The organism is Gemmatimonadaceae bacterium, from assembly GCA_035606695.1.
Lineage (GTDB): Bacteria > Gemmatimonadota > Gemmatimonadetes > Gemmatimonadales > Gemmatimonadaceae > JAQBQB01.
In genome coordinates, this window is sequence record DATNEW010000008.1 from 115015 (window position 1) to 129338 (window position 14324).

At 66.1% G+C, this 14324-nt stretch carries 4 protein-coding genes; 2 read left to right on the plus strand and 2 right to left on the minus strand.

From position 1 onward, the window contains the following. Positions 1 to 39: 39 nt before the first annotated feature. Complete coding sequence (locus VN706_02370; protein ID HXT14446.1) at positions 40 to 11031, minus strand: invasin domain 3-containing protein; 10992 nt, start codon at positions 11029 to 11031, stop codon at positions 40 to 42. A gap of 19 nt (positions 11032 to 11050) precedes the next feature. On the opposite strand from VN706_02370, the gene VN706_02375 reads away from it, so the two are divergent. Then, positions 11051 to 11482: a hypothetical protein gene (locus VN706_02375; protein HXT14447.1), complete on the plus strand. Its 432-nt coding sequence runs from the start codon at positions 11051 to 11053 to the stop codon at positions 11480 to 11482. A gap of 40 nt (positions 11483 to 11522) precedes the next feature. On the opposite strand, the gene VN706_02380 is transcribed toward VN706_02375, so the two are convergent. Then, a complete protein-coding gene (locus VN706_02380) occupies positions 11523 to 12227 on the minus strand; it encodes a DJ-1/PfpI family protein (GenBank protein HXT14448.1) in 705 nt (234 codons plus the stop codon). Positions 12228 to 12545: 318 nt separating this feature from the next. Between VN706_02380 and acnA the strand changes: the two genes are divergently transcribed. Then, positions 12546 to 14324: aconitate hydratase AcnA (acnA, locus tag VN706_02385; protein HXT14449.1), on the plus strand; the 1779-nt coding region annotated here is incomplete at its 3' end.

Genomic DNA, 14324 nt, shown 5'->3' on the forward strand with positions numbered 1-14324 from the left:
CACGCGCGGCGCAACGGGCCGCCGCGGGCTGGAGTTGTACTACGGGAAGGTGCAACCACTACCGCTCGCGATCGTGACGCTCTGCATGTCGGCGAAGCCGTCCAACACGCCATTGTCTGCGTTGCCGAGGTTCTGGATGCCGGTGTTGGTGAGGTCCGTCAGCCCCAACATCTTGAACGTTCCGCCGGCACCCGTACCTGACGGCCCGAAGTCGAACGATGCGCCCGAGCCCCGAGCACTGCCGGTGAGGACGTTGGCCCCTCCCGTGGTGTGACCGAAGTTCACGCACATCGAGTGGGTTGCGTTGGCGTTGTTCGGATCGAGGCGGATGCCTTCGACATTTATGTTGACCGTGTTCGGCGCGTGGATCGTATTCCTGGTGATCGTGAACGTCATGGTGCCGGTGTTGCCGGCCGTCGCTCCGTTCGACGGAGCCGCGAAGAGGGCGGTGATTCCGTCGCTGGTGTAGTGAGAGATGTCGTTGCCGTCGATCTTCACGCTGTGCGATCCGCCCGCCGCGTGCTGGACGAGGATGCCGGCGCCCAGCGACGAGCCATCGTTGGTGCCCGCGCTGCCGATCGTGTTGCCGCTGATCGTTCCGTTGATCGTTATCGAGCCGAGGTCCTTCTCGAGATTGATCGCGGATGCTTTCGAGCCGGTCAGCGTGTTGCCGGAAATCGTGTACGTGAGGCTCCCGGTCGCGTCGGAACCGTCGGCACCGGCCGCCAAGTTGATGTTAGAGAACGTGGCTGAGCCGCTCGTTTGGTTGTTCAAGAACGAGCTGTTCTGGAGCGAGAACGTCAGCGTGCCGCTGCCGTTCGCACGGACGTCGACGTTGTTGGTGTGTCCGCCGAGGAACGAGCTGCTGTTGTTCACCGTGACGGTGCTCGTGCCCAAGTCGGATTGGATGTAGAGCCCGGCGTCCGCGCCCGTTTGGGTCACGCCGAACGTCGTGCCGCTGAACGTGAGGCCGTTGAGCGTCACCAAGCCGGAGTTGGTTTGTACGCGAACGTTGTTCTCTTTTCCGTTCGCGTAGTAGCCCGAGGTGACGGTGCCCGTGCCGGCGAGATTGAGCAGCGACACGGTGCCCTCGTCGTCGGCCGCGTTGGTGCCATAGGTGCCGTCCATGACGACGTTGTCGAGCGTGATGCCACTGACGCTGGTGCCGAACAGACCGAAGTTCTGATGCGTGCCGTCGATGTGCATGCGCGTGAACGACGGGCTCTTGGTGCTGCTCAGATACACACCGATACCGTCAGTCGTACCATCACTGCCGTTCGTGCCGTTGATGTGCCCGCCGTCGCACGTCGGAACGCTTTGCGTGCACGTTTGAGGACTCGTCGTATTGCCGGTCACCGCGAAGCTGCCGTTGCCGGCCGCCGTGCCCGTGCTGCTCAGGAAAATGCCGTTCGTGGCCGTGCTGGTGACATTGACGCTCTGGAACGACACGCCGCTCGAGCCGATGTCGGTGCTCGAGATATAGACCGCCGTGCCGCTCGACGACGTAACGGTGTTTCCGCTGCCGGTCACGGTCACGGTGCCGCCACTCTCGGCGTCGAGCCCCTTGTTCGTGCCCGACGAGAGGGCGAGCGTGCCGCCACTGAACGCGATCGTCGCGCCAGTGTTGGACGTGAGCTCGATGGCGGGATTGCTGCCGCCGGCGGTGATCGAGCTGCCCCCGCCGCTGAACGTTGTCGTGCCACCGGTGTTGCCGTTGACCTTGACGCCGGTGCAGCTCGAGCTGCACGTCAGCGCACCGCTGAGCGTCGCGTTCGCGCTGCGATTGCCGACGAACGCGACGAGGCCAGTCGTGGACTTCGAGACCGTTGCTCCGATCGAGATCGGAGCGGTGCCCTGATTGATCACGACGGCGGAGTCTGTGGCGCTGGAACCCGAAAGCGCGCCCCCGGCGATCGACACGGTACTGCCGCTCGTGTTCGCAACGTTGACGAACCGCAGGTTCTTGCCGCCGCTCGAGTTGACCGTGCCGAACGAAACGCCGCTCGAGCCGACAGTCACGCCGCTCAGCACCATGGCGGCGGCGGCGCCCGCGTTGATCGTGTTCGTCGTCCCATGCACGGCGATCGTCCCGGCAACGGTATCGGCGAACGTCCCGTTCACCGTGAGCCCCGTCCCGCTGAAATCGACTGTCGCGCCGGAGTTGCTGCCGATCTTCACCGCGGTCACCGTCTGCGCGCCGCTGTAGGCAGTGGTCCCAGCCGAGTTTCCGCCAACGGCAATGCCCGTGCAGGACGACGAGCAGGAAAGCGTGCCCGAGAACGTGGTATTGCCGGAACGATTCGTGACCGACGTGATCAACCCGGCGGAAGTCTTCGTGATGTCTGATGCAATCGAGATCGCGGCGGCGCCCTGATCGACGGCGACCGAGCTCCCACTCGCACCACTCAGTGTGCCGCCGCTGATTGCCACCGTGCCGCCGCCGGTCGACGCCACGTTTGTGAACGAGAGATTGTTCGTGCCGCCGCTCGAGCTCACCGACGAGAAGTTCAATCCGGACGAGCCGATCGTGACACCACTCAGCGTCATCGCGGACCCGGTCGCGCTGATCGTGTTCGTGCCCGTTGCGGTCAGCGTGCCGCCGCCCGTCGCATTCACGCCCAAGCCAGTCGTCGTCGTGATCGCGAGACCACCGCTCGACGCAAAGGCGAACGTTCCGCTGTTGGTCGCGAGCTTGATCGCATCGTTGGTCGACGTGGTGAGCGTATTCGCACCGCTCAGCGTGAGCGTGCCGGCGGAGTTCGAACTGGCCGTGATACCAGTGCAGCTACTCGTGCAGCTGACGGCGCCTGACACGGTCAGCGAGCCGCCGGTGTGACTGTCGTATTGCACGGCGGCGCCGGCGCCCGTCGTCGTAATCGAACCCGCGTACGTCACCGCCGCGGTGCCGCTGGTGAACACGAGGGGCGACGTGCCGCCGAGCGACCCGCCCTGCATGTTTAGAGTTCCGGTAATCGTGTTCAGCTTGATCGCGTTGGTGCCGCCTGAGCCGCTGACGCTCAGCAGCGCGCCGCTCACGGCACCGCCGGTGAGATCGATTGCCGTGCCGTTCGTCTGCGTAATCGTCACGTCGGCCGCGGCGGTCGAGCCGTCCGCGAACGTGAGCGTGCCAAACGAATTGTTCGACAGCGGATTGGCGGTCGCCGTACCGGCGATCGTCAGACCGCGAATCGTGCCGCTCTTCGTCGACGTCAATCGCACGCCACCGACGATTTGCGTGACGGTCGCGTTCGCCGAATTCATCGTCGGGAACGCCGTGCTGCCGGCAGGCGGCGTCGTTCCGTAGATCGTCGCGAGCGTGCTCGATGCGTCCTGGCCAACGAGAACCTGATTGTCGAGCAGCGTGAAGGTCCCCAAGGTGGGGGTGTAGTCCGTGCTGCTCTCGTACAGGAAGATGACCTGCCCCGCCGCCGGATGATTGGTACCGCCGTCATTGACCGTGGCGAAGTTGTCGAGCGACTGGAATGGATGCGACAATCGTCCGTCGCAGCTCGAGCTGCATGCGCCGGCGTTGTTGTTCACGAACCACACCGGCGTGTCCACGGTCAGCGTGACGGTTGCCGTGCCCGTGACGTTGGCGCTCGTCGTCACTGTATACGTGAACGTATCGCTGCCGTGGAAGCCGGCCGGCGGGTCGTACGTGAACTGGCCGCGAGTCGTGCCGGTCGTCTGCATGACGATCGTGCCACCGTGCGCCGAGACGTGGTCGTTCAAGGTTCCGCTGCTGCCGTACGCGGTGATGTTGTCCCCCGCGCCGATCACGTCGTTCGACGTGACGCTGAACGGCGTGGATGCGTTCGCCGTATTGACCGAGACGTTTCCGATCACGTGCGGCGTGTACGTATCGGCGTTCAACGAAAGCTCGGTGGCGAAGTTCACCGTCACGTCCGCACCGAGATGGAAGTGCGAGTTGTCGGTGATCTGCGCCGCCACGATCGTCCACACGCAGTTTTGCCCGGCGGCCAGCCCGCCCGTTGGCGTGAGCGTGATCGTCGTGCCGGGCGAGCCGCTGACGCTGAAGGTTTGAGGCGTTCCCGACGGGCACGCGATGGAGAACGAGCTCGTCGTCGCGGTGACGGTGCGATTGAACGTGACGGTCAGGTTCGCGCTCGGATCGATGCCCGTGGTGCTGTTCGCCGGCGTGGTGGCCGTGACCGCGAGCGGCGCCAGCACGGTGACGCTGGTGCTGCCGGCCTCGGTACTCCCCGTCTTCGTCGCCGTCAACGTGAACGAGCCGTTCGCCCCGTACGTAAGCGAGTAATTGTTGAGCAGACCGCCCGAGAACGACGATGTGGTCGTGCCGCCGCCGCTCGATAGCGTGCCCGTCGACGTGATGTCGACGGTGCCGCTGAACGACGTTTGAAGATTACTAAACTGGTCCTGCGCCCGAATGCGAACGGCGAAGGGCGTGCCCTGCTGCAACGTGCCGATCGTTCCGCCGCCGGCGGTGTCGATCGCGAATTTGGCCAGTGCCCCCGGGCTCACCACGAAGGCGTTGCTCGCGCCTGTCTCCGATCCGCCCGTATGAGTCGCCGTGATCGTCTGCGCCGCCGACGCGACAGTCAGCGTGACGCTGCGTCCCGTCAACACACCGGAGGTGAACGCGGCGGTCGGGCCGCCGAGTCCCGTGGCCGCACCATCCGCGACCGAGGTCGCGAGCGACACCGTGCCGCTGAATCCCGTCACCACATTGCTGTGGGCGTCGAGTGCAGTCACCTGAATGCTGAACGCAGTGCCGGCGGTTTGGGTCGGAATCGTGCCGCCGCCGTCCTTCTCGACCTTGAACGACGCGAGCGCGCCCGGCGAAACAACGAACGTGTTGCTCGTGCCCGTGATGCCGCTGCCATTGTCGGCGACGATCGTCGCCGACGCATTCGCCAGGTTGAGCGTCACGCTCAGCCCACTCAACACGCCGGACGAAAACGCGGACGTCGTGCCGAGTCCGACCGCGCCGGTTCCCGCGGCGTTCGAGGACAGCGACACCGTGCTGCCAAAGTCGGTCTTCGTGTTTCCATTCGCGTCGAGCGCGGTGACCTTGATGAGGAACGCGGTGCCGGCCGTCTGGCCCGGAATGTTGCCCGTGGCATTCGACTCGACGCGGAAGCTCGCCAGCGCGCCCGGCGAAACCGTAAACGTGTTGCTCGAGCCGGTTTTTCCACCACCCGTCGCCGTGATCTGGAAGCTTCCCGTGTTCGTGATCGTCACAGCCTGCGTTGCAAGCACGCCCGCAGTGAATGCCGCCGTTGTCGTGGATCCGGAGAACGTGGCACCCGTCGCGCTCAACGCTACGGTGCTCGTGTACGTGGGATCAGTATTGCCGAATTGATCCTGCGCCACGATGCGCAGGTCGAAGCTCGTTCCCGCGGTCTGCGTGGGGATCGTTCCGGCAGCCGGCGGAATGCCGACCGCGAACTGCGCGAGCGGGCCCGCGCTCACCGCGAAACTGTTGCTCGCACCTGTCTCGCTACCGCCATGCGTGGTCGCGACGATCGTCGTGCTGGTGGTCGCGAACGTGAGCGTCACCGCCTGACTCGCGAACACACCGGCGGTGAACGCCGTCGTCGTCGGCAATCCGCCCGGAGCGCCGGTCGAAGACAAATCAACCGTGCCGGTGAAGCTGGTCGCCGTGTTTCCGTTGGCGTCGAGCGCCGTGATCTTGACATTGAAGGCGACGCCCGCCGTCTGCCCGCCGATGTTCCCGCTCGGAGCCGCCTCCACCTTGTAGTGATTCACCGTGCCCGGATTCACCGTGAACGCGGCGGCCGATCCCGTTTCGGCGGACGGCGCGGTGTTCGTGGCGGTGAGCCCGAAGCTGCCGACGTTGGTGAACGTCACGGCTTGTGACGCGAGCACGCCCGCGCTGAATGCCGCTGACGGAGTCGTCGTGGTGATCGTTCCACCATTCGTCGCGGTGATGTTCACCGTGCCGGTGAAGCCGGTCTGCGTGTTTCCGTTCGCGTCGAGCGCGGTGATCTTCACGTTGAACGGCGTACCCGCCGTCTGCGTGCCGATGGTCCCGCCTGTCGCGAGCTCGACTCTGAAGTGCGTCAGCGCGCCCGGATTGAGCACGAACGCCGTGCTCGTTCCCGTTTCCGCCGAACCGGTCTTCGTCGCCGTGATGGTCGCGGCGGCGTTGGTGCCGTTCAGTGTGACGCTGTGATTGTCGAGCACGCCGCTCGTGAAGCCGCCGAGGTTCGTGCTCAGGCCAAGCGGGGACGTGCCGCCCGCGTTCGACGTGATGTCGACGTTGCCGGTGAACGACGTGACCGTGTTGCCGTTCGCGTCCTGCGCGGTAATGCGAATGTTGAACGCCGTGCCCGAGACCTCCGACGGAATGACGCCGCCGCCGGCTTTCTCGACCGCGAACTTCGCCAACACGCCAGCATTCACGACGAACCCGTTGCTCGTGCCCGTCTCAGTGCCGCCGTGCCGCGTCGCCACGATCGTCGCGGTCGGTGTCGCCGACGCTTGCGTGAGTGTCACCGACTGCGACGCGAGCACGCCGGCAACGAACGCCGCCGACGCCGGCAAGCCGCCCGGCGCGGCAGTCGAGCTCAGGTCCGCCGTCCCGGTAAATCCGGTAACGGTGTTGTTGTTGAGATCCTGCGCCGTGAGCTTGATGGTGAACGGCGTCCCCGCGGTTTGTGTCCCAATGTTCCCGCCGCCCGACGCTTCAACTTTGAAGTGATGCAGCGCGCCCGGGCTCACGGTGATCGTGTTGCTCGAGCCGGTCTCCGCGGACGGCGCGGTGTTCGTGGCGGTGAGCGCGAAGCTGCCGACGTTCGTGAACGTCACTGACTGCGACGCGAGCACACCGGCCACGAATGCCGGTGTCGGCGTCGTCGTCGTGATCGTGCCGCCGTTCGTCGCCGTGACATTCACCGTGCCGGTAAAGCTCGTCGCGGTGTTGCTGTTCACGTCCTGCGCGGTGATCTGAATCGTGAACGCGCTGCCGGCGTTCTGCGCGCCGACGTTGCCGCCGCCCACCGCCTCGACCTTGAACTGGTGCACCGCGCCCGGATTCAGAACGAACGCCGCGCTCGTACCGGTTTCCGTCGAGCCGGTCTTCGTTGCCGTAATGGTCGCCGCCGCGTTCGCGCCGTTCAGCGTCACGTTGTGGTTGTCAACCACACCGCTGGCGAAGCCGCTCACGGTACCGAGACCGACTGGCGCCGTGCCGCCCGCGTTCGAGGTCAGCGTTGCGGTGCCGCTGAAGGTCGGCGTCGTGTTGCCGAACGCATCCTGCGCCGTAACACGAATGCCGAACGCCGTGCCGGACGTTTGCGCCGCGATCGCGCCGCCGCCCGCTTTTTCGACAGCGAACTTGGCGAAGGCTGCCGGATTCAGCGTGAACGCGGCGCTCGTGCCCGCCGACGTGGCACCAGTGGTCGTCGCCGTGATCGTGACGCCGGCCGACGCCTGTGTCAGTGTGACGGGCGTACTCGCGAGAACGCCATTGACAAACGCGGCCGTCGTTCCCAGCCCCGTCGCGCTCGTGGCGTGATTCGACGATAGATCGACGGTGCCCGTGAAGCCGAGCGCCGTGTTGTTGCTCGCGTCCTGTGCGGTGATCTTGACGTTGAAGGCGACGCCGGCCGTTTGCGCGCCGAGGGCTCCGCCACTGGCTGCTTCAACGAGGAAGTGGTCCGCCGCACCCGGCGAGACGATGAACGCCGCGCTCGTGCCATGCTCGGTGCCGCCGTGGTTCGTGGCGGTGATCGTCGCCGCGGGCCCTGGCTGGATGAGCGTGACACTATGGCTGGCCAACACGCCGGCGACGAACGCGGCGCTCTGCACGAGGCCCACGCTGCCGGTCTGCGTGGAGCTGATGTCGGCCGTACCGGTATAGGATGTTGCAATATTGTTATTAACGTCTTGTGCAGTCACCTTGATGGCGAACGGGATGCCCGCGGTCTGCGCGGGAATCGGACCGCCCGCGGCCGCCTCGACGACGAAATGATGGACCGCGCCAGGTGTCCCCGTGGCCGTGAAGGTCACTGACGCCGAACCCAGGCTCGCCACGAGCGTATTGCTGCCGGCAATCGGACCGAGCGTCCACGTACCGACGGAAGCGACACCACTCGCGTTCGTCACGGAACTGCCGCCGGTCACGCTGCCACCGCCCGACCGAACACCAAACACCACGGTCACGCCGCTAACGGGATTTCCCGCGGCATCGGTGACGCGCACCGACGGCGACGGCGACACGGCGGTGCCGACGACCGCGGTCCCATTGTCGCCGAAGTTTTTCGCAAGATTGGTCGAACCGCCGCCCGACCCACCCGTCGCTACGGTAGCCGTCGCTGTGAACGTGGCTGTCAGCGCGCCCGCTACGGCACTGAGCGTTTGCGTGCCCGCGCCGCTGCCGAGTGTCCACGAACCGGCCGAAGCGACGCCGCTGGCGTTCGTTACCTGCGTTGGGCCGGTAACCGATCCACCATTGTTCGCAGTGAACGTGACCGTGACGCCAGGCACCGGATGACCACTTGCATCGTCGATCCGAACCGACGGAGCGACTGCCACGGCGCTGCTGACCGTCGCGGCCTGCCCATCTCCCGCAACGACGACCATGCGGCCGGCGGCCACCGGTGCACCCGTCGCGGAGAACGTCGCCGACAGTGAGCCGGCCGTCGCGGTCAGCGTATTTGCTCCCGCGGTCGCGCCGAGCATCCAGCTGCCCGCGGTCGCGATGCCGTTCGCGTCGGTCGTCTGTGTGCTGCCCGCGATGCTGCCGCCACCCGACGCGATGGCAAACGTGACGGCCACACCTGACACGGCGTTGCCGTTCGCATCGGTGACCGTGACAGACGGAGCATTCGCCACCGACGTGCCGACGGTCGCGGTTTGTCCGTCGCCCGCAAGCTTCGTCATGGTCGCCGGCGGGCCGGCGATCGCAGTCGCGGTAAATGTCACCGACAACGATCTTGACGTCGCCACGAGCGAGTTGGCGCCCGTCGCTCGGCCAAGCGTCCAGCTTCCAACCGTTGCGATGCCGCTGGCATTGGTGGTTTGCGATGCGCCCGTAACGCTGCCTTCACCCGAGGCGACCGCAAATGTCACGGTGGCTCCAACAGACGGAGCGCCGGTGGAGTCGACGACGCGGACCGAGGGCGCCGGAGTAACCGCGGTGCCCGCCGCCGCCGTCAGCAGATCGCCCGCGCTCTTCGACATGCTGCCCGCCGACGCGGGTGTCGCGGTGGCGCTGAACGTGGCAAGGAGCGATGACGTCGACGCACTCAGCGTGTTGGTCCCTGAGCTCGCGCCCAGGGTCCACGCACCGACGGTGGCAACGCCGCTGCCGTTCGTGGTTTGCGTGGCGCCGGTGACTGATCCGCCACCGCCGGTGACTGTGAATGTCATGCTCACATTCGCCACCGGGTTCCCATTCGCGTCGGTGACTCGCACACTCGGCGACGTTGCGACGGTGGTGTTCACAGGCGCGGACTGTCCGTCGCCGGCGACCTTCACGATGTTCGCCGCGACGCCGGCGGCGCCGAACGCCGAGAACGTCGTCGAGAGCGGGCCGGCGGTAACGGTCAATACGTTCGGACCGGCCACGGTGGACAACGTCCAGCCGCCGATGGTCGCGACGCCGTCCGAATTCGTGGTTTGCACCGCGTTCGTGACAGCACCGCCGTTCGACGCGACGAACGTCACGGTCACACCCGCAACGGGCGCACCGGCGGTCGTCACAATACGCACCGCGGGCGCCGTGCTCACGGCGGTGCCAACGGTCGTCGTCTGGGCGTCACCGGCGGTTTTCTGAATGACGTTGAGCGAGGAATCAGTCGCCGTCGCGGTGAACGTGGTGCTCAACGCGCCCGAGCGCGCGATCACCGAGTTGGCACCGCTCGTCGATCCAAGCGTCCACGCACCCGCGGTGGCGATGCCGCTCGCATCCGTGGTTTGCGCTCCGCCCGCAATGCTCCCACCGCCCGACGCTACCGAGAAACTGACACTCGCACCCGCGACCGGCCCGCCTCGATCGTCGGTGATACGCACGCTGAGCGGCGTCGGCACGGAGGTGGAGACGGGCGTCGTCTGCGCATCGCCGGCCGCTTTGGTGATGACGGAGGGCAGCGAGCCGACGAAGGTCACCGTCGCCGTCTGCGACATTGCCGCGCCGTCGATCGAGCCGGTGACGTGCACGGTGCGCGGCGATGCGCTCGTGAGCGATGCCGTATAGCTGCCATCGCCGCGATCGGTGACCGGGCCGAGCGTCCCGCCGTCGACGCTGAGGACGACGGCATCACCGCCGACGGTGATGTTTGTGCCCGCCGCCGTCTTTGCTTGCACGACGATCGTCGACGATCCTCCGGGCGTGAGCGTGGTCGGTGCCGCGAGCATCGTGCTCTGCGACGCCGACGGCGACACGACCGTGACCGTCGCCGTTCCGCTGCGCGTCGCCGTTCCGCTCGTGCTCGACGCCGTGATAGTCGCGCTGCCGTCGCCGAGAGCAACGACGGTTCCAGACGCCGAGCCGACAGTGGCAACCGATGCGGCGCTGCTCGTCCACGTGACGGCCGCGCCCGAAACCGCGGCGCCGACGATATCGCGCACGATCGCGGAGAACGTGCTCGTCTGCCCCGCGTGCAGTCGCATGGTCGCGGGTGACAAGTCGATCCAGCCGTTTGGATTCGCGACCGCGGCGTTGATCTCGACGCTGAAGGTGAACGACGTCACCGTCGATGGTACGTGAATCCGCCAGCGCTTCACGCCCGATGTGGCCGAGGGCGCGAGAATTCCCGAATATCTATAGAATGCCTGATTCGCCGCGGTGATGGTGGCGAACCCGTCGACGAGCGATCCACTGGTTGCGGGATCGACGAAGTCGACGGTGCCGCTTCCCGAAACAACGACGGGAGCCGAGGCAAAGAAGGCGCGAATCCCGTCGGGCGACGGCGTCACGCCATCGGTCGTGCCGAGGGCCTGACCGATGTGATTGGTGATCGTCGCGTCGAAAGAGAATACCTGTCCGGTATAGCTGGCGTTCGACGCAGCGAGCGTCGCCAATACATCCTGACGCCCGAGGATGACGCTGTTGCTGGCGCCTCCGAATTCCGATCCGAGCGCGAAGTCCCGGGACGCGGACGACGTGGCGGCGCTGGGACACGAGACGGTGGCCGACGCAACGCTGACCGTACAGTCGATTTTGGCGACGGCGGCCGGCGACGGCGTGAAGGGCTCCGCCGGTTGGACCGGCGTCGGCGTGGTGCTCGATGACGAGTCGCGGCACGCCAGCAGGAGCGCGAACGCAAACGCGAGGCGCAGGCGGCGCCACGGGGCTGCCGTCAATGAGTTCGGCAGCCGATGTCGGGTTCGACGCAACAACGTGGAATTCTGTTCGACTGAAAGAGCAGGCAGGGCCCGTGTCGCGTCGGCGCAACCCGAGATTGTGAAAGTCGCATTCGGTCACCGGGAGCGCAACTACGACTTACGCAACATTTTCACTGTTGTTTATTAGTCCGCTCTAATAATCGCATGGCGGCCTCGAGCGCTGGCGTCTAGAGCGCGTCCAACGGGGGCGGACACGACGTCGGCACCGGCAGCGTCCCGTGGACCGGTGGGTCCGGAAAGTATTGGATCGAAACCTGGACTTGCGTCGCGATGTCCTCGCCGGCGATGCGGCGCACGAGCTCGAGTGCTTCGTCGAGGCCCGCCGAGACGCCGGCGCCGGTGACGCGCACGCCGCGTGCGCCCGGTGGCGGATCCTTGGGATCGACGACGAAGCGCGGCGAGCCCGACTCTTCTCCAATCACCGTGATCTTTTTGTATTTACGCAGGCACGGCGTGAACGCCCAGTGCGTGGTTGCGCGGTGGCCGTCGAGCAACCCGGCTGCGGCCAGGAGCATCGCACCTTCGCAGACCGACGTGACGTATTCGGCGTGCTCACTCCAGGCGCGCAGCTGCGCGAGGAACATGGAATCCTTCATCAACATCGCGAGCGCCGCCGGGTCGCCGCCCGGGACCCAGAGAAGATCGAGCGCTTTCACCTGATCGAACGTGCGATGGGGAACGATCGGGAGGCGACCGCGCGTCTGCACGCTGCCGTTGTTTTGGGCGAGCACGAGGACTTGCACCGGTCGAGGGCCGTTCCAGGAATCGGCCATCCAGCCGAATACCTCGCAGGGGGCGCAGACGTCGAGCAGATCGACGCCGTCATACACGGGAATGCCGATGATGTATGGATTGGTGCGGTTGCTGGTCACGAGCGCTCCGAGCGGGCGAGTGAGAAGGGCGCGGCATCACGTCGCCGCGCACGATGCAATGGTCGCGTACTGTCGTCAATGACGAGCGCGGGTGACGCGTCTTCGCCCACTCGGCACCTTACAACCATTAGAATAGTCTCATCGGCTGGATGAGATCATATTTGCGCCGGCGTCGCGCTGTTGCGGGGATTCGGACCCAATCGAGCGCGATCTCGCCGACATCGGCGTGGCAGCAAGTCGCGGCCTCCGAACCCTCCGCGCTGTGGGCGGAGATCGAACCACGGCTCGCGCTGCCAAAGCCGCCCTGCCACAACTGCGGTGCGCCGCTCGACCGCGACGCTCGGTTTCTGCGAGCAAGGCATGGGCGTGTGGTTCGACAATAAGGAGCTGTCGGCGATCCGGTCGCTGAACCTGGCCGCGGTATCGCGCCAGCGGCAGAGTCGCGCGGGCGAGGCGTTGGCGATCGGCGGCGACGTGCGGATGGATGCGATGCTCTGGTCGCCCGGGCTGGTCGTCGACGGCGATCTTCGACAGCCACTGATCGATCCGTTTAGATTACGCACAGCCTGGCGAGCGGCGTGCGCGCCCCGTCAGTGGCTCCGTCTGTCACCCTCGCATCGGCCTTCGAATTGGCCGAACCGAGCGACATACTCCATGACAAGCAAGAATTCCTTTGGAAGCCGTGCGACGATCACGGTCGACGGGAAGACGTACACGATCTTTCGTCTCGCTGCCCTCGAGCAGCTCTCCGGCGGCAAAGCCGCCACCCTCCCCTTCAGCCTCAAGATTCTCCTCGAGAATCTGCTGCGCAACGAAGACGACGCGTTCGTGAAGCGCGACGACATCGAGGCGATGGCGAAGTGGAACGTCGCCGGCAAAGAGGAGCGCGAGATCGCGTTCCGCACGAGCCGCGTGCTGCTGCAGGATTTCACGGGCGTGCCCGCCGTCGTCGATCTCGCCGCCATGCGCGACGCGATCAAGTCACTCGGCGGCGATCCGCAGCGCATCAATCCGCTGCAGCCGGTCGATCTCGTGATCGATCACTCGGTGCAGGTGGACGAGTACGGTTCGCAGGCGGCGTTTCTCATCAACACCGAGCTCGAGTTCGAGAGGAACAAGGAACGCTACGTGTTCCTTCGGTGGGGTCAGGAAGCGTTCAAGAACTTTCGTGTCGTGCCGCCGGGCACCGGCATTTGCCATCAGGTAAATCTCGAGTACCTGGGCAAGACGGTGTTCGTGGACGAGTCGAACGGCGAAGCGATCGCCTATCCGGATTCGCTCGTCGGCACCGACTCGCACACGACGATGATCAACGGCCTGGGCGTGCTCGGCTGGGGCGTCGGCGGCATCGAGGCCGAGGCCGCCATGCTCGGCCAGCCGGTGTCGATGCTCATCCCCGAGGTGGTCGGGTTCAAGCTGCACGGCCGGCTCCGCGAGGGGGCCACCGCCACCGACCTGGTGCTGACCGTCACGCAGATGCTCCGGCAAAGGGGAGTGGTCGGCAAGTTCGTCGAGTTCTTCGGCCCGGGCGTGCGCGCCCTGGCCCTGGCGGACCGCGCCACCATCGCCAACATGGCGCCGGAGTACGGCGCCACCTGCGGTTTCTTCCCCGTCGATGAAGAGACGCTGCGCTACATGAAGTTCTCCGGCCGTCCGGACGAGCTGGTGGCGTTGACCGACGCCTACTGCCGCGAGCAGGGGTTGTTCCAGACCGCGTCGTCGAAGGATGCGGAGTATTCCGACACGCTGGAGCTGGATCTGGGCGCTGTCGAGCCCAGCGTCGCCGGCCCCAAGCGCCCCCAGGATCGCGTCGGTCTGTTCTCGGCCAAGAAGTCGTTCGAGGTCGCGTTGCCTTCGCTGGTGAAGCCGAAGAAGAAGGACGCCCCGGCGACGAAGGAGGCGGCTCAGGCCGCCCCGCTGGCGGCGTCGCCCGATCTCAAGAACGGCTCCGTCGTCATCGCGGCCATCACCAGCTGCACCAACACCTCGAACCCCTCCGTCATGGTGGCCGCCGGTCTGGTGGCGAAGAAGGCGGTGCAGGCAGGTCTCTCCACCAAGCCGTGGGTGAAGGCGTCACTGGCTCCCGGTTCCAAGGTC

Coding starts and splice junctions, on each gene's coding strand:
- VN706_02375 (HXT14447.1), top strand. CDS start 11,051: ATGACGCTGTTGCTGGCGCCTCCGAATTCCGATCCGAGCGCGAAGTCC.